The organism is Nonomuraea sp. LP-02, from assembly GCF_036289125.1.
Taxonomy (GTDB): Bacteria; Actinomycetota; Actinomycetes; order Streptosporangiales; family Streptosporangiaceae; genus Nonomuraea; species Nonomuraea bangladeshensis.
Map to the genome: position 1 here is coordinate 3256667 of NZ_JAXCLK010000001.1, position 19154 is coordinate 3275820.

The following is a 19154-nucleotide window of genomic DNA, read 5'->3' on the forward strand; positions in this document are numbered from 1 at the left end:
CCAAACGGCCCGTGCTGCGGCACGTTGGACACGTCCTGCGAACCTTGGGGCCCGGCCTGTGGCCCATACGGAACGTCCTGTGAACCATGGGGCCCGGCCTGTGGCCCATAGGGCACGTCCTGCGAACCGTAGGGCCCGGCCTGTGGCGCATACGGCACGTCCTGCGAGCCATAGGGCCTGCCCTGTGGGCCATAAGGCCCGCCTTGTGAACCATGGGGCCCGCCCTGCGGCGCATTGGGCACGTCCCGCGAACCATACGCCACGCCCTGCGGGCCATAGGGAGGCACGTCCACACCACCCTGCGGCCCGTACCCGGGCGGAGGACTGTACCCGTCCTGCGGCCCGGACGGAGTGCTCTGGGGGCCGGGTGGCGGGTTGTCGCCGGGGTCGCCGTCCCGCCCCTGGTCCGGGTCCGGGTACGGGTTCGCCGGCGGCTCGTACGCGCTTCCGGGGTTCACTGGGACTCCTGGGGTCGCCCTGACTTGCGGGAGAACATGCTAGTCACACCCCTTGCACGATGCTTGCGACGTTTGTCACGGCGCGGGTCATCTGTCCAGGGCCGCGGCCACCAGTCGCGCCGCGGCGACGGCCGTCTCCTTGTCCGCCGCTCTCGACGCCGGGACGTCGTCACGGTGCCACACCACTTCGCCGAGCAGGTTACTCGTCCGGAAGAGCAGCACGCTGTCGGATCGGCCGCTTTTGTTGGTGTTGATGTAGAACGTGAAGCTGTTCTGGAGGATGGCCGACTCCGCGATCCCCGGCACCTCGGACACCCCGCCGCGCACGTCACGCCCCTCCTGACCCTTGCCCGCGGCCCTGGTCGCCTTCTCGCTGGCGAAGCGCCGCTGCGCCACCTGCGGCCCGCCGAGGTCGCCGTCCGGCTTCTCCGCCCAGGCGCGTACGGTGAGCGTGCGCCCCGGCTCCTCACGCACGATCCACTGGCACTCCCCCGGCCGGCTCGCGTTGCGCACCGGCGTGACCTTCATGAGCTCCGCGGCCTGGGCGTCGGTCAGCAGCGTGCACGGGTCGGGCGCGGTGGCGTACCGGCCCGCGTCGGGCTGGGGACGGAGGGCGGAGACGGCGTACCATCCGCCGGCGCCCAGCAGCACGACGGCGGCGGCGAGCGCGGCGGGCAGCAGCCACCGGGGGCGGCGCCGCGGCTCGGCGGCGGCGTCGGCCAGGGCGGTGAGCGCCTGCCTGATCTGCGGCGCGGTGGGCCGGGCCGCCGGATTCTTGGCGAGCATGGCCATCAGCAGGCCGCCGAACCGCCGCCCCGCCCTGGCCGGGAACGGCGGCTCGTGCAGCAGCACCGCCGCCGCCACCGCGGCCGGCAGGTCGCGCTCGAACGGCGCCCGCCCCTCCACCGCCGTGTAGAGGCTCGCGCCGAGCGACCACAGGTCGGACGCGGGGCCGGAGGGCTGCTCGTTGAGGCGTTCGGGGGCCATGTAGCCGGGCGAGCCCGCGCTGCCCGTCACGTCTCCCGGGCCGCCCATGGGAGCCGCGATGCCGAAGTCGGTGAGCATGGCCGAGCCGTCCGCGTCGAGCAGGATGTTGCCCGGTTTGACGTCCTGGTGCAGCAGGCCGTGGGCGTGCGCGACCTCCAGCGCGGACAGCACCCGCAGCCCGATCCTGGCCACGGCGCCGGGCGGCAGCGGGCCCCGCTCACTGACGAGCTGGTCGAGCGAGCGGCCGGTGACCAGGTCCATGATGATCCACGGCTGGTGGCCCTCCAGCACGACGTCGTGCACGACCACGATCGCCGGGTCGCGCAGCCGGCCGGCGGAGCGGGCCTCATGGATGGCCCGGCGGGTGAACTGCGCCCGCGCGTGCGGGTCAAGGCCGTCGGGTACGCGGACCTGCTTGACGGCGACCTGGCGGCCGAGCATCTCGTCGATGGCCCGCCAGACGGTGCCCGCGCCACCCTGGCCGAGCCGTTCGATCAGCCGGTAGCGGCCGGCCAGCAGGTAGAGGTCATGCGGCATGGCGCAACGCCTGCTCGCTCGCCCGCGCGGCCTTCAGCGCCGCCTGCCGGACGTCCTCGTCCGTGGGCCGGTCGGACAGCGTGGAGTACTCGACGCTGACGACGAGGTTGGCCAGCCGGTAGTAGACGTGCGCGGAGTGCACCCGGCCGGTGGGCCCCTTCAGCTCGAAGCCGAACGCCTCCTCGCCGACCCCGCCGATCTGCCGCACCGGCGTCAGCGTGGCCTTCCTGGAGGTCTTGACGCCGATCTCCGGCCAGGTCCAGTCGACGCTGGTGTACTTGCCCCAGTAACGCTTCTGGTTCTGGAACAGCGTGCGGGCCGTGGCCTGGGTCATCGACCACGGGTCGACGGTGTCGGAGTCCTTCTGCACCTGCAGCCCCACCCCGGCGCCGGAGATCGGCCAGCCGCACTTGGGGCCGACCTCGTCGGAGCCGGGCTGCGGCTTGGGCGGGGCGGCGGTGAGCAGCAGCCGGCCCACCTCCTCCGAGGCGAGCAGCGTGCACACGTCCATGGGGGCGGTGAACGCCGCAGGCACGTCGTCGCCGCCGCTCAGGCCGCGTAAGGCGAGGAAACCGCCGCCGGCCAGCACGGCCGCGAGCACCACCCCCGCCGCGACCCACACCACGGTACGGCCGCGCCTGGCGACCCGGCCGGGCACGGTGACGTCGGAGGCGGCCGGCAGCCCGGGGAGCGGACGGCCGGCGGCGACCTCGCGCAGCGCGGACACGGCCGCCCGCGGGTCGGGGCGGGCGGCCGGGTGGTGCGCCATCATGGCGGCGATCAGCGGGCCGAGCGGGCCGGGCGCGACCGGCGGCGGCGACAGCAGCGTGGCCTGCACCCGCTGGGCGGCCGACCCCTCGTAGGCGGGCGCGCCGGTGACCGCGACGTAGAGGGTGGCGCCGAGGGACCACAGGTCGCTGGCCGGGCCGCCGGGCAGGCCCTCCAGCCGCTCGGGGGCGATGAAGCCGGGCGAGCCGATCATCAGGCCCTGCTCGGTGAGCGTGGCCTGGCCCTCCTGGCGGGCGATGCCGAAGTCGGTGAGCACGACCCGGCCGCTCTCGGTCAGGAACACGTTGCCCGGCTTGACGTCGCGGTGCTGCATGCCCTGGGCGTGCGCGGCCGTCAGCGCCTCCAGCACGTCGGCGCCGACGCGGGCGGCGTGGCCGGCGGGCATGGGCCCGAACTGGCGGACGGTGTCGCCGAGCGTGCGGCCCCGCAGCAGCTCCATGACCAGCCACGGCCGGTCGTTCTCGACCACCACGTCGTGCAGGGCGACGATGCCGGGGTGGCGCAGCCGCGCGGTGGCCTGCGCCTCGCGCACCGCGCGCTTGACCGAGTCGGCCCGCTCCTTGGGCGCCATGCCCTCGGGCAGCGTGAGCTCCTTGACCGCGACATCGCGCTCGAGCATCTCGTCCCTGGCCAGCCACACCTTCCCCATGCCGCCCGCGCCCAGCGGGCGCAGCAGGGAGTAGCGGCCGGCGAGTCTTCCCGCCGACATAAAGGGAAGGGTAACGAACGACCAAGAGGGATGGTTATTCCATCCTGTCGGTCGGTCTCTCTATGGTCTTGGTTCGTGGAAGTGGTTCAAGGCACCCTCGACGAGCTCGGCACCCCGCTGAGCGACGTCACGTTCGTCGTGTTCGACCTGGAGACGACCGGCGGCTCGCCCGCCGAGGACGCGATCACCGAGATCGGCGCGGTCAAGGTGCGGGCGGGCGAGGTGCTGGGCGAGTTCTCCACCCTGGTCGATCCCGGGGGGCCGATCCCGCCGTTCATCTCGGTGCTGACCGGCATCACCGACGCCATGGTGGTGGCCGCGCCGCGCATCGAGGCGGTGCTGCCGAGTTTCCTGGAGTTCATCCGGGGGTCGGTGCTGGTGGCGCACAACGCGAGCTTCGACACGCGGTTCGTCAAGGCCGCCTGCGCCGCCCACGGCTACCCTCCGCCCGCCAATCCGGTGCTCGACACCGTCGACCTCGCCCGCCGGGTGCTCACCCGCGACGAGACGCCCAATGCCAAGCTCGCGACGCTGGCCCGTTTCTTCCGCAGCCCGGTCGAGCCGTGCCACCGGGCGCTGCAGGACGCGCGGGCCACGGTCGACGTGCTGCACGGGCTCATCGAGCGGGCGGGATCGTTCCAGGTGCACACGCTGGAGGAGCTCAAGTCGTTCGTCCGCGCGCCGACGCCCGAGCAGCAGCGCAAGCGCCACCTGGCCGACTCCGTGCCGCACGCGCCCGGCGTCTACCTGTTCGAGGACGAGCGGGGCGAGGTGCTCTACATCGGCAAGAGCACCAACCTGCGCAACCGCGTGCGCTCCTACTTCACCGCGAGCGAGACCCGGCCGCGCATCCGGGAGATGATCGGGATCGCCGACCGGGTCCGCCACATCGTCTGCGCGACCGCGCTGGAGGCCGAGGTCAGGGAGCTGCGCCTGATCGGCGGCGCCAAGCCCCGCTACAACCGGCGCTCCCGCTTCCCCGAGAAGATGGTGTGGCTCAAGCTCACGGTCGAGCCGTTCCCCCGGCTGTCGATCGTGCGCGAGCTCAAGGACGACGCGGCCACCTACCTCGGGCCGTTCGGCAGCGCGCGGCAGGCCGACGACGCGCGCATCGCGCTGCACGAGGCGGTGCCGCTGCGCCAGTGCACGCAGGCGCTCGGGCCGCGCACCCGCCGCGCGGCCTGCGTGCTGCACGAGATGGGCCGGTGCGGCGCGCCGTGCGAGGGCAGGGAGAGCCCTGAGGACTACGCCGCGCACGCCGAGGCCGCCCGGCGCGCCATGACCCTCGACGCGACGCCGGTCTTCGCCGCCGTCGCGGCGCGCATGGAGCGGCTGTCGGTCGAGCAGCGCTACGAGGAGGCGTCGGTCGACCGCGACCGGCTGGCCTCGTTCGTCCGCACGGCGGCGCGCATGCAGCGGCTCAGCGCGCTCACCCGCATCCCGCAGCTCGTGGCCGCCAGCCCGGCCTTCGGCGGCGGCTGGGACGTCCACGTCGTCCGCTACGGGCGGCTGGCCGGGGCGGGGGTGCTGGCCAAGGGCGCGCATCCCACGCCGTTCGTGGCCTCGCTCACGGCCTCGGCGGAGGCCGTCCTGCCGGGGCCCGGCCCCGTGCACGCGGCGAGCGCCGAGGAGACCGAGTGCATCCTGCGCTGGCTGGAGTCGCCGGGGGTGCGGCTGGTGGAGGTCGACGGCGAGTGGAGCCTGCCCGCCCAGGGAGCCGCCCGGCACAAGGCCCGCATCGACCTCGCCTACCGGCACCTCAATCAGGGCCGCGGGCGGGAGGGGCGGCCTTTGCGGTGAACCGATAGAGTTGATGCATGGTCACGGCTATCGTCCACATCAATGCCGAGGTAGACCGGATCACGGAGGTCGCCGAGACGATCGCCGAGATCGACGGGGTCAGCGAGGTCTACTCCATCACCGGCGACTACGACCTGCTCGCCATGGTCCGGGTCCCGGTCTACGAGCAGATCGCCGAGGTCGTCCCCGGGCGCATCAACAAGGTCGAGGGCGTGCTGCACACCGAGACGCACATCGCCTTCCGCGCCTACTCCAAGCACGACCTCGACGCCGCGTTCTCCATCGGCTTCCCCGAGGCCGACTGACCCCTCTCCCCTGACCCGCCGCCCGGACCCGGACCACCGTCCCCGGGCGGCTTCTCGCATGCCCGCGTTCCGGCGCGGCCGCGTACCCCGGAAAACCGGCGGGCCCGGACGACCAGTGGTCGTCCGGGCCCGCGCGGTGTGGCGATGCTGTCCGTGGAGCGGTCAGTGGGTGAGGCTGCGGTCGTCGTCTCCGCCGGAGCCGATGGCGGCGTGCTCGTCGCCGTGACCGTGGCCGTGACCGTCGTCCAGCGGGATCTTCTCCCCGCCGTACGCACGGGACATCCGCGCCCGCAGCTTGCCGAGCGGGCCGCGCATGCCCTTCGGCGGGATGCCGGCGGCGTCCTCCCGCACCGGGTGCATCAGCACCGGCTGCTTGCCGCGCATGTGGGCCTCGATGTCGTCCGCCGGCGGCGTGTGGACCTCGATGAACTCACCGTGCGGCAGCCGCTTGATGACACCCGACTCCACGCCGTGCGAGATGATCGCGGCGTCGGAGCGCTGCAGGCCGAGGCACATGCGGTAGGTGATCAGGTAGGCCAGCGCCGGACCGACGAAGACCAGCGCCCGGCCGATGTAGGTCGTCCAGTTGAGGCTGATGTGGAAGTTCGCCGCGATCTCGTCGTTCGCGCCGAGCAGCCACAGCACGCCGTAGAACGTCATCGCCGAGATGCCGATCGCGGTGCGGTGCGGGTTGTTGCGCGGGCGGTCGGCGACGTGGTGCTCACGCCTGTCGCCGGTCACCCACTGTTCGAGGAACGGGTAGAGCGCCAGGCCCGTCATGACGAGGCCGAGCGGCACCAGCGCCGGGATGATGACGCTCAGCGGCAGCGTGCCGGCGTGGGCCGTCCCGAAGAGGTTCCACTCCCACGGCGGCATGAGGCGCAGGGAGCCCTCCAGGAAGCCCATGTACCAGTCGGGCTGCGATCCCGCCGAGATGTCGGCTGGTGTGTAGGGTCCGAACAACCAGATCGGGTTGATCTGGACGAACGTCGCCAGACCCGCGATCACTCCGAGCGTGAACAGGAAGTACGCGCCCGCCTTGGCCATGAAGGCCGGGTAGAACGGCGCGCCGACCACGTTGGTGTTGGTGCGGCTCTTGCCCGGCATCTGCGTGTGCTTCTGCACCCACATGAGCACCATGTGGGCCGAGATCAGCGCCAGCAGGATGCCCGGGATGAGCAGGATGTGCAGCGAGTAGAAGCGCGGAAGGATGTCCTCGCCCGGATATTCGCCACCGAACAGGAAGAACGTGATGTACGTGCCGACCAGCGGCAGCGAGATCGCCACGCCCTCCGTGATGCGCAGACCGGCGCCGGACAGCAGGTCGTCGGGCAGCGAGTAGCCGGTCAGGCCCTCGACCAGTGCCAGGCTCAGCAGCAGCACGCCGATCAGCCAGTTGATCTCCCGTGGCTTGCGGTAGGCGCCCGTGAAGAACACCCGCAGCATGTGGACCGTCATGCCGGCCACGAAGAGCAGGGCCGCCCAGTGGTGCATCTGCCGCATGAGCAGTCCACCACGGACCTCGAAGCTGATCTCCAGCGCCGAGGCGTAGGCCTCCGACATCATGACGCCCTTGAGCGGCGCGTAGGGGCCGTCGTAGGCGACCTCCGTCATGCTGGGGTTGAACCACAGCGTCAGGAACGTACCGGTCAGCAGCAGGATGATGAAGGTGTAGAGCGCGATCTCGCCCAGCAGGAACGACCAGTGGTCGGGGAAGACCTTGCGCAGGTTGCGCTTGAGCGCGTTGGCGCCGCCCAGCCGGTCGTCCAGCCAGGTCGACGGGCCCGCGATGCCCTTGGGCACCTTGTTCAGTTCGCCGCTCACGCCTGGCCTCCCTTCTCTCTGGCCTCGGCCTCGGCGTCGCCGCGTTCCCAGTAGCTCGGGCCGACCGGAACGTTGAAGTCGCCCTTGGCGATCAGGTAGCCCTGGTCGTCAACGGTGATCGGCAGCTGCGGCAGCGGCCGCGCGGCCGGGCCGAAGATGACCTTGGCGCCGTCGGCGGCGTCGAACGTCGACTGGTGACACGGGCAGAGGATGTGGTGGGTGTTCTGCTCGTAGAGCGCGGCCGGGCAGCCCACGTGCGTGCAGATCTTGGAGTAGGCGACGATGCCGTCGTGGATCCAGTTCTGGTTGACCCCGCCCTTGATCTCCTCGGGCCGGAACTTGATCAGGATCAGCGTGGCCTTGGCCAGGGCGTTGAGGTCGTGCTCGTAGCCCTCGGGGACGACCGACAGGATGCCGCCGGGCGAGTTGAAGTCGGCGGCCCTGATGGGCTGGCCGGTGCCCTCGACGACGAGCCTGAGCGGCTTGCCCTCCTTGGTCTTCTCGCCCCAGACCGTGTGGCGCAGCAGCTTGTTGAACTTCGCGCCCGGCATGTTGCTGTTGTCCAGGTCGCGCAGCAGCACCAGCGGCACCAGGCCCAGCGGGGCCGCGGCCAGCAGCAGGGTGCGGCGCAGCAGCTTGCGCTTGACGAAGCCGCTCTCGTTGGCGCCCTGCACGAAGGTGTCGGCGACGACCTCGCGGTCGGGCTCGTCGGAGGCCATCTCGTGGCGCTCCTGGACGAGGGCGTACTTCGGCATGATCATCCGGACCCAGACGACGATGCCGACGGCCAGGCCCAGGATGGCGACGGTGAGCGAGGCGCCCAGCGCGAGGTTGGAGACCCCCGTCGACTCGGGCGTGCCCACCTGGAACACCACGTAGGAGATGATGAACGCGATGGCCGCGAGGAAGGTGATCGTGAAGCAGAGCGCCACGATCTTCTCCGCCTTGCGGGCCTTCGCCTCGTCCTGCAGCGTCACGCCGGGGACGTCCTTGCCGGCGGCCTCGGCCGCCTCCGCGTGGCCGAGCATCGAGGTGCCCGGTGCGGGAGTGCCGATGACGCGCTTGGGGACGCGCTCGTCCGGCTGCTCGATCTCGTGCTCGTTGTCAGTCATGACTTCTGTCGCTTCTTCGCGGTGATCCAGATGGCGGCGAGTACGAGGGCGACGATGCCCACCACCCACGCGGCGATGCCCTCCGTCACGGGGCCGATGCGCCCGAGGCCGAAGCCTCCCGGGTCCTTCTGCTCACGGACCTGGACGATGTAGGCGATCATGTCACGCTTCTCTTCCGGCGTGATCGTCGTGTCGTTGAAGACCGGCATCGCCTGGGGGCCGGTGATCATCGCCTCGTAGATCTGCGTCGGGGACGCCGAGTTGAGGTTGGGGGCGTACTTGCCCTGCGTCAGAGCGCCGCCCGCGCCCGCCCAGTTGTGGCACTGGATGCAGTTGGCGCGGAACAGCTCGCCACCGCGGCCGGCGTCGCCGCCCTTGGGGTCGACCTGCTCGGCGCCGGGCACCTGCGGGCCGCCGCCGAGCGACTGCACGTACGCCGAGACCTGACGGATGGCGTTCTCGTCGACCCAGGGGGCCAGCGGCTTGCGCGGGGCCTGGGGGCCGGGGTTGGCCGCGGGCATGCGGCCGGTGCTCATCTGGAAGTCGACCGCCGCGGCGCCGACGCCGACGAGCGTGGGGGCGGTGTTGGTGCCCTCCGCGTTGAGTCCGTGGCAGCTCGCGCAGTGCGCGACGAACAGGCTCTTGCCCTCGGCCACGTCATCGACCTTGCCTGCCGCCATCGCCGCGTCGGCAGGCTTACCCGCCTGGACAAAGGCGGCGTATACCATCCCGACCAGCGCCAACGCCAAAATCAGGACGGCATATCTCGCGAGGGGATGCCGCCGCCAAGCGGTGATCCTAGTCACAGAGATCCCGTTCCTTACCGAATGATGTAGATGGTCGCGAAAAGACCAATCCAGACGACGTCGACGAAGTGCCAGTAGTAGGACACGACGATCGCGCTGGTGGCCTGCTCATGCGTGAAGCGCTTCGCGGCGTACGTGCGTCCCAGCATGAACAGGAACGCGATCAGGCCACCGGTCACGTGCAGGCCGTGGAAGCCCGTCGTCAGGTAGAACACCGAGGTGTAGGCGTTAGCGGACAGGGTCGCGCCCTCTGACGCCAGCTCCATGTACTCGTACAGCTGCCCGGCCACGAAGACCGCGCCCATGATGAAGCTGACGATGTACCAGAAGCGGAGCTTGCCGACCTGCCCCTTCTCCGCGGCCCACACGCCGAGCTGGCACGTCACACTCGACAGCACCAGGATGATCGTGTTGACCGTCGCGAACGGGATGTTCAGGTGAGCGGCTTCGGCGGCGTGCGCGCCTGCAGGCAGGAGCGCGGGACCCCAGTCGAGGCCCTTGCCGATGCTCACCGACCGGATGGTGAAGTACATCGCGAACAGCGCCGCGAAGAACATGAGCTCAGAGGACAGCCAGACGATCGTCCCGACGCTGACCAGGTTGGGTCTGCGGAACGGCTGTGCTGTCGTCGTCGAAGTTATTGCGGATGCTGTCGCCACGGGCAGCATTATTGCGGCTCTGTGAGTCGGTCCGGCGCACGACCCCCCGTTAGCAGGTACAAACCGGCCACCAACCTGGGATAATTGCCGCAAAACGCCCCTCCGGGGCGGCGGCCTGGGTCTGCACGCCGGAGCACCGGTACGATCCAGGGTGACCATACCGCTACGACCGATAGTGAGCGCGACAGTGACGTCATCAGGCAGCACCGACGACACGATGAGGGTCCTCGTCTACAGCGACGACGCCGCCACGAGGGCTGAGGTGATCCAGGCCATCGGCAGGCGGCCCGCGGCGGACGTCCCCCTGGTCGAGATCGTGGAGTGCGCCACCGAGCCGAAGGTCCACCAGTGGCTGGGGTCCGGGGAGATCGACGTGGCCGTCCTCGACGGCGAGACCCAGCCCGCCGGCGGCATGGGCGTCTCCCGCCAGGCCAAGGACGAGGTCTACGACTGCCCGCCGATCTGCCTGCTCATCGCCCGCCGCGACGACCGCTGGCTGGCCGAGTGGTCCAAGGCCGACGCCGTCGTCCCCCAGCCCCTGGAGCCCATGGTGCTGGCCGACACGGTGGCCGACCTCATGCGCCGTCGCAATTCCACCCGACTCAACGCTAAGTAGGTGCCCATGGACTCCCGGACGACCTGGCCCGCCCTGCTGTCGGCTCTCCTCGCGGGAGAGCACCTCACCTCGGACGAGACGGCCTGGGCGATGCGGGAGATCATGTCCGGCACCGCGACGCCCTCCCAAATCGCGGGGTTCGTGACCGCCCTGCGCGCCAAGGGCGAGTCGGTGTCGGAGGTGGTGGGCCTGGCCCGCACCATGCTGGAGTTCGCCACGCCGCTGCGGGTCGAGGGCCCCGTGGTCGACATCGTCGGCACCGGCGGCGACCGCGCCCACACCGTCAACGTCTCGACGATGGCCGCCATCGTGACCGCGGCGGCCGGCGCCCGCGTGGTCAAGCACGGCAACCGGGCCGCCTCCTCCTCGTGCGGGGCCGCCGACGTCCTGGAGCACCTGGGCATCCGCCTGGACCTCACGCCCGAGCAGACGGCGCGGGTGGCCCGCGAGGCGGGCATCGCGTTCTGCTTCGCCCCGGTCTACCACCCCGCGCTGCGCTTCGCCGGTCCCACCCGCAAGGAGATCGGCATCCCGACGATCTTCAACTTCCTCGGCCCGCTCACCAACCCGGCCCGGCCCACCGCCCAGGCCATCGGCGTCTACGACCCCCGCATGGTGCCCGTCATGGCCGGCGTCTTCGCCGAGCGCGGCGTCAGCGCCCTGGTCTTCCGCGGCGACGACGGCCTCGACGAGCTGACCATCGCCGGCACCTCCACCGTCTGGGTGGTCAGGGACGGCGCGGCCACGCAGACCACGTTCGACCCGCGGGTCCTCGGCATCCCCCGCGCCGACGTGGGCGCGCTGCGCGGCGGCGACGTGGCCTTCAACGCCCAGGCCGTGCACGACGTGCTGAGCGGCGAGAGCGGCCCGGTGCGCGACGCGGTGCTGCTCAACGCCGCCGCGGCCCTGGTGGCCCACGAGGGGCCCGGGGACGACCTGGACGCGTCCATGAAGGCCGGCTACGACCGCGCGGCCCAGGCGGTCGACTCAGGGGCCGCCAAGGCCGTCCTGGAGCGCTGGGTGGAGGTCAGCGGCTCCTGCTGAGCCCTTCCACGGCGAAGGCGCGCCCCCGCGAGGGACGGCGCGCCTTTTTCGTGCGGTTTTTCGTGCGGTTTTTCGTGCTCAGAACGTTATGGTGGGGCCCGCCTTGAGCGTGCTCCACTTCAGCCACTCGTGCCACTTCTCCTGCCAGTGGCCCCAGCCGTTCGTCGGCTCCAGCTTGCGCGGGCTGCCGGTGATGATGATGGGATCGCCGATCAGCGTGTTCTTGATGAACCAGGCGGCGTTCTCCGGGCTGATGTTCACGCAGCCGTGGCTGACGTTGGAGTTGCCCTGGGAGCCGACCGACCACGGGGCGCTGTGGACGTACTCGCCGCTGTTGGAGATGCGCACGGTGTTGTAGACGGTGAGCTGGTAGTAGCCGGACTGGCCGGGGCCGATGCCCGGCGAGGTCATGACGGTGACCGGCTCGCGGGACATCGCGAGGTGGATGCCCGAGGTGGTGTAGTACTTCCACTGGCCGCCCTGGCCGGCGCTCATCGGCATGGTGCGGATGCGCTTGCCGTCGCGGCGCACGTACAGCACGTGCTCGTCGGTGCTGCCCTTGGTGATCTGCGAGCGGCCGATCTTGAAGTCGAGCTTCACGTCGCGCTTGCCGTACAGGCCGGGGGCGCCCTGGACGCCGGCCAGTTTGGCCTCCACCCGCACCTTCGTGTGGGCCGGCCAGTACTCCTGGGGCCGGAAGTCCACGTGCGAGGAGTCGAACCAGTGCCAGGCGCCCTCGACCGGCTTGCTGCTGCGTACGACGAGGTTGCGCTCGATCGCGACGCGGTCGGTGACCGGCTTGTCGAAGGTGATCATGATGGGCATGCCGACGCCGACCGTCAGCCCCGTGTCGTCCTTGTTCGGGGTGATGTTGGCGATGTCGAACGTGCCCTTGCCCTTCACGGTCGTGAACGTGCTGGTAGTCTCGCTCCGCTTGCCCGACGGGTCCACCGCGACCGCGGTGACCGTGTAGGCGGCGCCGGGACGGGCGGTGGCGGTGCTGCGCCAGCGGGTGCCGTCGGAGCTGAGGACGCCCGGCAGCTTGCCCGCCTTGCCACCGTCCACGCGGACGCCGGTCAGCTTGCCGCCGGAGGCCGAGACGACCACGGTCTGGTCGGTGGGCACGTTCGCGCTCTTGTCGCGCGGCGAGAACGTCACCGAGGCCGGGCGAACCCCGCCGGCCATGGCGGTCGTGTCCTTCCCGCCGTCGCCCGCCGAACACGCCGAGCAGGCCGCCAGCAGGGCCACGGCCAGCAGGCCGGCCGTTCCATAAGCTCCGCGCTCCAAGAGTGACTCCCTCGCCGAAGATCGGTCCGCTTCTACCTCCTTTATTACCCTGAGTGACCGAATAGGCGCATCCGGACACTGGTAAAGAACGCCAAAAAGCGGACGCCGTCCCCCAAGTGGGGAAGACGCCCGCTCCGTGGCCGGGCACCGCTCAGTGCGAGAAGTTGCCCCGGTAGTACTGGAAGACGAACCCGATCATGGCCATGATCACCAGGAAGAGCCCGATCAGGAACATCCAGAAGCCGATCACGAACCCGGCGAAGGCGAACGCCGCCGCCAGGCACAGGAACAGCGGCCACCAGCTGCTCGGGCTGAAGAAGCCGATCTCGCCCGCGCCGTCGCTGATGTCGGCCTGCTTGTTGTCCTCCGGCTGCGGGCCGATGCGCCGCGCGGTGAACATCAGGTAGTAGCCGACCATGAACGCGAAGCCGACCGAGATGGCCATCGCGGTGGTGCCGACCGGCTCACCCACGCCCGTCGACGCCTTGGTCCAGAACCAGTAGGCGACGTCGACGCCGGCGAAGAACAGCCCGCACAGCAGGAACAGCCAACCCTGGACCTTCATCAGGCCTCGACCTCCCCGGCCGGCTTGTCAGCCGTGGCGCTCTTGTGCGACGAGTGTGCGGACGTGTGCGGGAAACGCAGGTCGAACGCGGGGCGCTCGGACCGGATGGGCGGCAGCGAGGTGAAGTTGTGCCGCGGCGGCGGGCAGGACGTGGCCCACTCCAGCGAGCCGCCGTAGCCCCACGGGTCGTCCACGGTGACCTTGGGCGCGCTGCGCCAGGTCTTCCACACGTTGTAGAAGAACGGCAGCGTGGACAGGCCGAGGACGAACGCGCCCACCGACGAGATCATGTTCAGGTCGGTGAAGTTGTCGGCCGCGCTGTAGTCGGCGTAACGGCGCGGGAAGCCCGCCACGCCGAGCCAGTGCTGCACCAGGAACGTGGCGTGGAAGCCGACGAACAGCAGCCAGAAGTGCAGCTTGCCCAGCTTGTCGTTGAGCATCTTGCCGGTGAACTTGGGCCACCAGAAGTAGAAGCCCGCGAACATGGCGAACACGACGGTGCCGAAGACCACGTAGTGGAAGTGGGCGACGACGAAGTAGGTGTCGCTGATGTGGAAGTCGAGCGGCGGCGAGGCCAGGATGACGCCCGTCAGGCCGCCCAGGAGGAACGTGATCAGGAAGCCGACCGAGAACAGCATCGGCGACTCGAAGCTCAGGTGCCCCCGCCACATCGTGCCGATCCAGTTGAAGAACTTCACGCCCGTCGGCACCGCGATGAGGAACGTCATGAACGAGAAGAACGGCAACAGGACCTGGCCGGTCGGGAACATGTGGTGCGCCCAGACCGTGATGGACAGACCCGCGATCGCGATGGTCGCGCCCACGAGGCTGATGTAACCGAAGATCGGCTTGCGGCTGAAGACCGGCAGGATCTCGGTGACGATGCCGAAGAACGGCAGCGCGATGATGTAGACCTCGGGATGCCCGAAGAACCAGAACAGGTGCTGCCACAGCAGCGCCCCGCCGTTCTCGGAGTCGAAGATGTGCGTGCCGAGCTTGCGGTCGGCCTCCAGCGCGAGCAGCGCGGCGGCCAGCACCGGGAAGGCCATCAGCACGAGCATGCTGGTGAGCAGGATGTTCCAGGTGAAGATCGGCATCCGGAACATCGTCATGCCGGGGGCGCGCATGCAGATGATCGTGGTGATGAAGTTGACCGCGCCGAGGATCGTGCCGAGACCGGACAGCGCGAGGCCCATGAGCCACAGGTCGCCGCCGATGCCGGGCGAGTTGATCGCATTGGACAGCGGGGTGTAGGCGAACCAGCCGAAGGAGGCCGCGCCGCCCGGGGTGAAGAAGCCGGAGACCGCGATGATGCTGCCGAACAGGTAGAGCCAGTAGCTCACCATGTTGAGCCGCGGGAAGGCCACGTCGGGGGCGCCGATCTGCAGCGGCATGAGCTCGTTGGCGAAGCCCGCGAACAGCGGCGTCGCGAACATGAGCAGCATGATCGTGCCGTGCATCGTGAACAGCTGGTTGAACTGCTCGTTGCTGGTGAACTGCAGCCCCGGCTGCGCCAGCTCCGCCCGCATGATCAGCGCCATCACGCCGCCGATCAGGAAGAACGCGAACGACGTGATGAGGTACATGTGCCCAATGATCTTGTGATCAGTGGACGACATCCACTTCGCGATGATCTGGCCCTTGGTGACGGGCCGGACGACCGCGGTGCGGACCGGTGGTTCTTGGATGGCGGTCACTGGGCGCTCCCAGCCTGGTTTGTCGCGATGTACTGGTCGAACTCTTGCTGCGAGACGAGCTTGACGGAGAACAGCATGCGGCTGTGGTCGACACCGCACAGCTCGGCGCAGCGCCCGGCGAAGACGCCCGTCTTCTTCAGGGTCTTGACCTGGAACTTCCGGCCCGGGTTGCCCTCGGGGATGCCGGGGATGATGTCACGCTTGAACAGGAACTCCGGCACCCAGAAGGAGTGGATGACGTCGTCCGTCTGCAGGTCGAACTCGATCTCCTGGTCAACCGGGAGGACGAGCTGCGGGCCCTGGTGGTAGTCGTGCACCGGCGTGCCGGCCACCGGCTGCGTGGTCTTGCCGTTGTACGTCGTCGTGAAGCGCCAGCTCCACTGGAACGCCTCCACCTTGACCTTGACGGGCGCGCTGCCGCTCACCTTGGCCAGGGCCTCGCTGTCGCGGGCGGTGAAGAAGAAGAACACCGAGACCATGACCAGCGGGATCAAGGTGTAGAGCATCTCGATCGGCAGGTTGTAGCGCACCTGCGGCGGCAGGTCGGCCTTGGCCCGGCGCTTCCGGTGGAAGAAGGAAGCCCACAGAATCAGGACGATGACGACGGCGCCCGTGGCGAGCGCGGCGATCCAGGCCCCGTTCCACAGGGACTGGACTATGCCGCCCTGCTCGGTGACGTGGTCGGGAAGCAAGCCACGAGACCAGTTGGCCTCGGGCACGTCATTAGCACACGCCGTAGCAGTGGCCAGCAGCAACGCCAGAGCGGCGGCGCGTGGCACCCTGCGCCGGGCCAACGAACGCCGCGTACGGCGAGTCGGACTCACGGATCGCCTACCCCACAGATGAAGCCCAAGGGTCTTTCCCTCGGGTGCTCGTATTTCCCATGCACAACTGAATGCAGAACACATTAGCGTGCAGGTGGCCCGCCCCACCGCGCGACCCCTCAGTGGTGCCGCAAGTGGGACGATTGGTCTCGTGGCGTATTTCGACGCGGCCTCGAGCGAGCCGCTCCACCCGCAGGCGCGCGAGGCGCTGCTGGCGGCTATCGACGTCGGCTGGGCCGATCCCGCGAGACTGTACGGCCAGGCCCGCCGCGCGCACCTGCTGCTGGAGCAGGCCCGCACGGAGGTCGCCGAGGTGCTCGGCGCACGCGCGGACGAGGTGTCGTTCACCGCGTCCGGCACGCAGGCCGTGCATCTCGGCGTCCTCGGCACCCTACACGGAAGGCGCAGGGCCGGACGCCACCTGGTGGTCTCCGCGGTCGAGCACTCCAGCGTGCTGCACGCGGCCCAGCTGCACGAACGCGAGGGCGGCACGGTCGAGACCGTGGGCGTCGGCCTGACCGGCCGGGTCGATCCCGCCCGCTTCGCGGCGGCCGTGGCTCAGCCGGGCACCGCCCTGGCCTGCCTGCAGACGGCCAACCACGAGGTGGGCACGGCGCAGCCGGTCGCCGAGGCCGCCGCGGCCTGCCGCGAGCACGGCGTGCCCCTGCTGGTGGACGCCGCCCAGACGGCCGGGCGCATGCCGATCCCCTCGGGCTGGTCGGTGCTGACCGCCAGCGCGCACAAGTGGGGCGGCCCGCCCGGGGTGGGCGTGCTGGTGGTGCGCAAGGGCACCAGGTTCCGCTCGTTCCTGCCGGAGGACGAGCGGGAGCGGCGGCGGGTGCCGGGCTTCGAGAACGTCCCGGCGATCGTGGCCGCCGCGGCGGCGCTGCGCGCGACGGCCGCCGAGGCGGCCGAGGAGCAGGCGCGGCTGTCGGCGCTGGTGGACAGGATCAGGGAGACGGTGCCGGGGATCGTCCCGGACGTGGAGGTGATCGGCGACCCGGTGGACCGGGCGCCGCACATCGTCACCTTCTCCTGTCTCTACGTCGACGGCGAGGCCCTGCTCACCGAGCTCGACCGGGCGGGCTTCGCCGTGTCGTCCGGGAGCTCGTGCACCGCTAGTACGCTTCGTCCATCGCACGTCCTCGAAGCGATGGGCGTGCTCACGCATGGCAATGTCCGGGTGTCACTGCCCAGGGGCGCTTCGGCGGCCGAGGTCGACAGGTTCCTCGGCGTGCTGCCCGAGCTGGTGCGCCGCATCCGCCAGGACGCAGGAGTCGCATGACCGAGGTTACGCAGCCGGCTTTGACGATCGACGCGCTCGGCAAGAAGTGCCCGATCCCGATCATCATGCTGGCCGAGCAGATCAACGCCGTGCCGCTGAACGCGGTGGTCGCGGTGCTGGCCGACGATCCGGCGGCCTACAACGACGTGCCGGCCTGGTGCCGGCTGAAGTCGCACCGCCATGTGGGCTCGTACGAGCTGCCGGGGGGCGGCTGGGCGATACACGTGAGGCGCAATTACTGATTTATCCGGTTTGGGTGGGTAGGGGCTCCTCGTACGGAAGCAGACCGACCGGGGGTGAGCCATGACCAGCGGGAACGAGACCGCCCGCGACGTGATGAGCACGGGAGCCGAGTGCATCGGCGCGCACGAGACGCTCGACCGGGCGGCGCAGATGATGCGCTCCCACGGCGTGGGCGCGCTGCCGGTGTGCGGGCCGGACGAGCGGGTGACGGGCATCATCACCGACCGCGACATCGTGGTGAAGTGCGTGGCGGCGGGCCACGATCCGTCGCAGGTGACGGCCGGCGAGCTGGCGACGGGCCTGGTGTGGGTGAGCGCGGACACCAGCGTCGAGGAGGCGCTGGCGCGCATGGAGGAGCACCGCATCAAGCGCCTGCCGGTGATGGACGGCGACCGGATCGTCGGCATGATCAGCGAGGCCGACCTGGCCAAGCACCTGCCTGACGACCAGCTCGCCGAGTTCGTGCACCGGGTGTACGGCGGCGACTGAGGAGTCGCACCGAACGCCCCCGCCTCGGGCGGGGGCGTTTCTCATGTTCCGGAGCGGGCGCGGCTACGGGTGGTGGCAGCGGACGTGCGCGCCGACCTCGGCCGCGGCGTCCGCGCCGTAGGCGGCGGCGAAGCGCTCCAGGAAGGCCGCCTGGCCGAGCTCGTACTCCTGGCCGCCCACCCGCTCCAGCACGTGCGTGGCGGTGAGGTTGCCGACCTGGCCGCAGCGCTCCAGCGGCAGGCCCCAGGCCAGCGCGGCCAGGAAGCCGGCACGGAAGGCGTCGCCGACGCCGGTGGGGTCGGCCTTGCCCCGCTCGGGCGAGGGCGCGACCTGGATGGAGGGCTCGCCGGCGCGGTCGATGACGGCGCCCTTGGGGCCGAGCGTGGTGATCCGCACGCCGACCCTGGCCAGGATCTCCTCGTCGGACCAGCCGGTCTTCTGCTCGATCAGGCCCTTCTCGTAGTCGTTGGAGAACAGGTAGGCGGCGCCGTCGACGAGCTGGCGGATCTGGCCGTCCTCCATGCGGGCGAGCTGCTGGGAGATGTCGGCCGCGAACGGGATGCCGCGCTGGCGGCACTCGTCGGTGTGCCGCAGCATCGCGTCGGGGTCATTGGGGCTGATGAGCACGAGGTCGAGCCCGCCGAGGCGGTCGGCCACCGGCTTGAGCTCGATGAGCCGCGCCTCGGCCATCGCCCCGGTGTAGAACGAGGCGATCTGGTTGTGGTGCTCGTCGGTGGTGCACAGGAAGCGCGCCGTGTGCTGGGTCTCGGAGACGTGCACGGAGTCGCAGTCGACCCCGTGGCGCTCCAGCCAGGACCGGTAGTCGGCGAAGTCGTTGCCGACGGCTCCCACCAGGACGGGCCGCAGGCCGAGGCAGCCCATGCCGAAGGCGATGTTGGCGGCGCAGCCGCCGCGCCGGATCTGCAGATCGTCGACCAGGAACGACAGTGACACCCGGTCGAGCTGTTCGGCGATGAGCTGCTCGCCGAAACTGCCGGGGAACGTCATCAGATGGTCTGTCGCGATGGAGCCGGTGACGGCGATGCGCACGGGATTCTTCTTCCTCGTTGTCAGCAAGCCAATAAGCCCCACGAGAATACGCCAGGGTCCCGCACGCA

At 70.3% G+C, this 19154-nt stretch carries 18 protein-coding genes; 7 read left to right on the top strand and 11 right to left on the bottom strand.

All coding sequences use genetic code 11. The features are described 5' to 3' along the window. Nucleotides 1-545: 545 nt before the first annotated feature. Both SMD20_RS15145 and SMD20_RS15150 read right to left on the bottom strand, forming a co-directional pair. Nucleotides 546-1982 carry a serine/threonine-protein kinase gene (locus tag SMD20_RS15145; protein ID WP_329580798.1) on the bottom strand — a complete coding sequence of 479 codons (1437 nt, stop codon included), beginning with the start codon at nt 1980-1982 and terminating at the stop codon, nt 546-548. Then, nucleotides 1972-3480: a serine/threonine-protein kinase gene (locus SMD20_RS15150; RefSeq protein ID WP_329580801.1), complete on the bottom strand. Its 1509-nt coding sequence runs from the start codon at nt 3478-3480 to the stop codon at nt 1972-1974. Before SMD20_RS15150 ends, SMD20_RS15145 begins: the two co-directional genes overlap by 11 nt. Before the next feature lie 30 nt (nt 3481-3510). Between SMD20_RS15150 and SMD20_RS15155 the strand changes: the two genes are divergently transcribed. Further along, complete coding sequence (locus tag SMD20_RS15155) at nt 3511-5280, top strand: DEDD exonuclease domain-containing protein (protein WP_329580804.1); 1770 nt, start codon at nt 3511-3513, stop codon at nt 5278-5280. Nucleotides 5281-5297: 17 nt separating this feature from the next. Continuing rightward, nucleotides 5298-5585, top strand: a complete 288-nt coding sequence (locus SMD20_RS15160; protein WP_329580808.1) for an Lrp/AsnC family transcriptional regulator — start codon at nt 5298-5300, stop codon at nt 5583-5585. Nucleotides 5586-5747: 162 nt separating this feature from the next. Here SMD20_RS15160 and qcrB read toward each other — a convergent pair whose 3' ends face one another. From qcrB to ctaE, 4 genes are read right to left on the bottom strand one after another with little or no spacing between them, the layout of a single operon-like run. After that, entirely contained in the window at nt 5748-7409 is a 1662-nt protein-coding gene (qcrB, locus tag SMD20_RS15165) for a cytochrome bc1 complex cytochrome b subunit (RefSeq protein ID WP_329580810.1), read from the bottom strand. Further along, nucleotides 7406-8521, bottom strand: a complete 1116-nt coding sequence (gene qcrA / locus SMD20_RS15170; RefSeq protein WP_329580813.1) for a cytochrome bc1 complex Rieske iron-sulfur subunit — start codon at nt 8519-8521, stop codon at nt 7406-7408. The genes qcrB and qcrA overlap by 4 nt, the downstream gene beginning before the upstream one ends. After that, nucleotides 8518-9327, bottom strand: coding sequence for a cytochrome bc1 complex diheme cytochrome c subunit (qcrC, locus tag SMD20_RS15175; RefSeq protein WP_329580815.1), 810 nt, complete (start codon nt 9325-9327; stop codon nt 8518-8520). Before qcrC ends, qcrA begins: the two co-directional genes overlap by 4 nt. 14 nt (nt 9328-9341) lie before the next feature. Then, on the bottom strand, nt 9342-9995 hold the full coding sequence (gene ctaE, locus SMD20_RS15180; RefSeq protein WP_329580819.1) for an aa3-type cytochrome oxidase subunit III: 654 nt from the start codon (nt 9993-9995) through the stop codon (nt 9342-9344). Nucleotides 9996-10203: 208 nt separating this feature from the next. Here ctaE and SMD20_RS15185 point away from each other — a divergent pair, with 208 nt between their 5' ends. Next, the gene (locus SMD20_RS15185) at nt 10204-10602 is read left to right on the top strand and encodes a hypothetical protein (protein ID WP_033408361.1); all 399 of its coding nucleotides are present in this window, start codon (nt 10204-10206) and stop codon (nt 10600-10602) included. 6 nt (nt 10603-10608) lie between these two features. Beyond that, nucleotides 10609-11646 (top strand): anthranilate phosphoribosyltransferase, encoded by a 1038-nt coding sequence (gene trpD, locus SMD20_RS15190; protein WP_329580822.1) that lies wholly within the window; start codon nt 10609-10611, stop codon nt 11644-11646. Nucleotides 11647-11724: 78 nt separating this feature from the next. On the opposite strand, the gene SMD20_RS15195 is transcribed toward trpD, so the two are convergent. The 4 genes from SMD20_RS15195 to ctaC all read right to left on the bottom strand — a co-directional run bounded on the left by SMD20_RS15195 (nt 11725) and on the right by ctaC (nt 16019). Continuing rightward, nucleotides 11725-12933, bottom strand: coding sequence for a L,D-transpeptidase (locus tag SMD20_RS15195; RefSeq protein WP_329580825.1), 1209 nt, complete (start codon nt 12931-12933; stop codon nt 11725-11727). 151 nt (nt 12934-13084) lie between these two features. Continuing rightward, nucleotides 13085-13498 carry a cytochrome c oxidase subunit 4 gene (locus SMD20_RS15200; protein WP_329580828.1) on the bottom strand — a complete coding sequence of 138 codons (414 nt, stop codon included), beginning with the start codon at nt 13496-13498 and terminating at the stop codon, nt 13085-13087. Further along, complete coding sequence (gene ctaD, locus SMD20_RS15205) at nt 13498-15195, bottom strand: aa3-type cytochrome oxidase subunit I (RefSeq protein ID WP_329580831.1); 1698 nt, start codon at nt 15193-15195, stop codon at nt 13498-13500. The genes SMD20_RS15200 and ctaD overlap by 1 nt, the downstream gene beginning before the upstream one ends. Beyond that, nucleotides 15192-16019, bottom strand: a complete 828-nt coding sequence (gene ctaC, locus SMD20_RS15210) for an aa3-type cytochrome oxidase subunit II (RefSeq protein WP_442942485.1) — start codon at nt 16017-16019, stop codon at nt 15192-15194. The genes ctaD and ctaC overlap by 4 nt, the downstream gene beginning before the upstream one ends. 151 nt (nt 16020-16170) lie before the next feature. Between ctaC and SMD20_RS15215 the strand changes: the two genes are divergently transcribed. From SMD20_RS15215 to SMD20_RS15225, 3 genes are all read left to right on the top strand, one after another. After that, complete coding sequence (locus tag SMD20_RS15215) at nt 16171-17304, top strand: cysteine desulfurase family protein (protein WP_329580837.1); 1134 nt, start codon at nt 16171-16173, stop codon at nt 17302-17304. Further along, nucleotides 17301-17546 (top strand): sulfurtransferase TusA family protein, encoded by a 246-nt coding sequence (locus tag SMD20_RS15220; RefSeq protein ID WP_026214000.1) that lies wholly within the window; start codon nt 17301-17303, stop codon nt 17544-17546. Before SMD20_RS15215 ends, SMD20_RS15220 begins: the two co-directional genes overlap by 4 nt. Nucleotides 17547-17607: 61 nt before the next feature. Further along, nucleotides 17608-18036, top strand: coding sequence for a CBS domain-containing protein (locus SMD20_RS15225; RefSeq protein WP_329580842.1), 429 nt, complete (start codon nt 17608-17610; stop codon nt 18034-18036). Between the two features lie 63 nt (nt 18037-18099). Here SMD20_RS15225 and SMD20_RS15230 read toward each other — a convergent pair whose 3' ends face one another. Continuing rightward, a complete protein-coding gene (locus SMD20_RS15230) occupies nt 18100-19086 on the bottom strand; it encodes a carbohydrate kinase family protein (protein WP_329580845.1) in 987 nt (328 codons plus the stop codon). Between the last annotated feature and the right edge of the window lie 68 nt (nt 19087-19154).

Coding starts and splice junctions, on each gene's coding strand:
- ctaE (WP_329580819.1), bottom strand. CDS start 9,995: ATGCTGCCCGTGGCGACAGCATCCGCAATAACTTCGACGACGACAGCA.
- SMD20_RS15155 (WP_329580804.1), top strand. CDS start 3,511: ATGGTTATTCCATCCTGTCGGTCGGTCTCTCTATGGTCTTGGTTCGTG.
- SMD20_RS15225 (WP_329580842.1), top strand. CDS start 17,608: ATGACCAGCGGGAACGAGACCGCCCGCGACGTGATGAGCACGGGAGCC.
- SMD20_RS15185 (WP_033408361.1), top strand. CDS start 10,204: ATGAGGGTCCTCGTCTACAGCGACGACGCCGCCACGAGGGCTGAGGTG.
- trpD (WP_329580822.1), top strand. CDS start 10,609: ATGGACTCCCGGACGACCTGGCCCGCCCTGCTGTCGGCTCTCCTCGCG.
- SMD20_RS15150 (WP_329580801.1), bottom strand. CDS start 3,480: ATGTCGGCGGGAAGACTCGCCGGCCGCTACTCCCTGCTGCGCCCGCTG.
- SMD20_RS15145 (WP_329580798.1), bottom strand. CDS start 1,982: ATGCCGCATGACCTCTACCTGCTGGCCGGCCGCTACCGGCTGATCGAA.
- qcrA (WP_329580813.1), bottom strand. CDS start 8,521: ATGACTGACAACGAGCACGAGATCGAGCAGCCGGACGAGCGCGTCCCC.
- SMD20_RS15220 (WP_026214000.1), top strand. CDS start 17,301: ATGACCGAGGTTACGCAGCCGGCTTTGACGATCGACGCGCTCGGCAAG.
- SMD20_RS15160 (WP_329580808.1), top strand. CDS start 5,298: ATGGTCACGGCTATCGTCCACATCAATGCCGAGGTAGACCGGATCACG.
- SMD20_RS15200 (WP_329580828.1), bottom strand. CDS start 13,498: ATGAAGGTCCAGGGTTGGCTGTTCCTGCTGTGCGGGCTGTTCTTCGCC.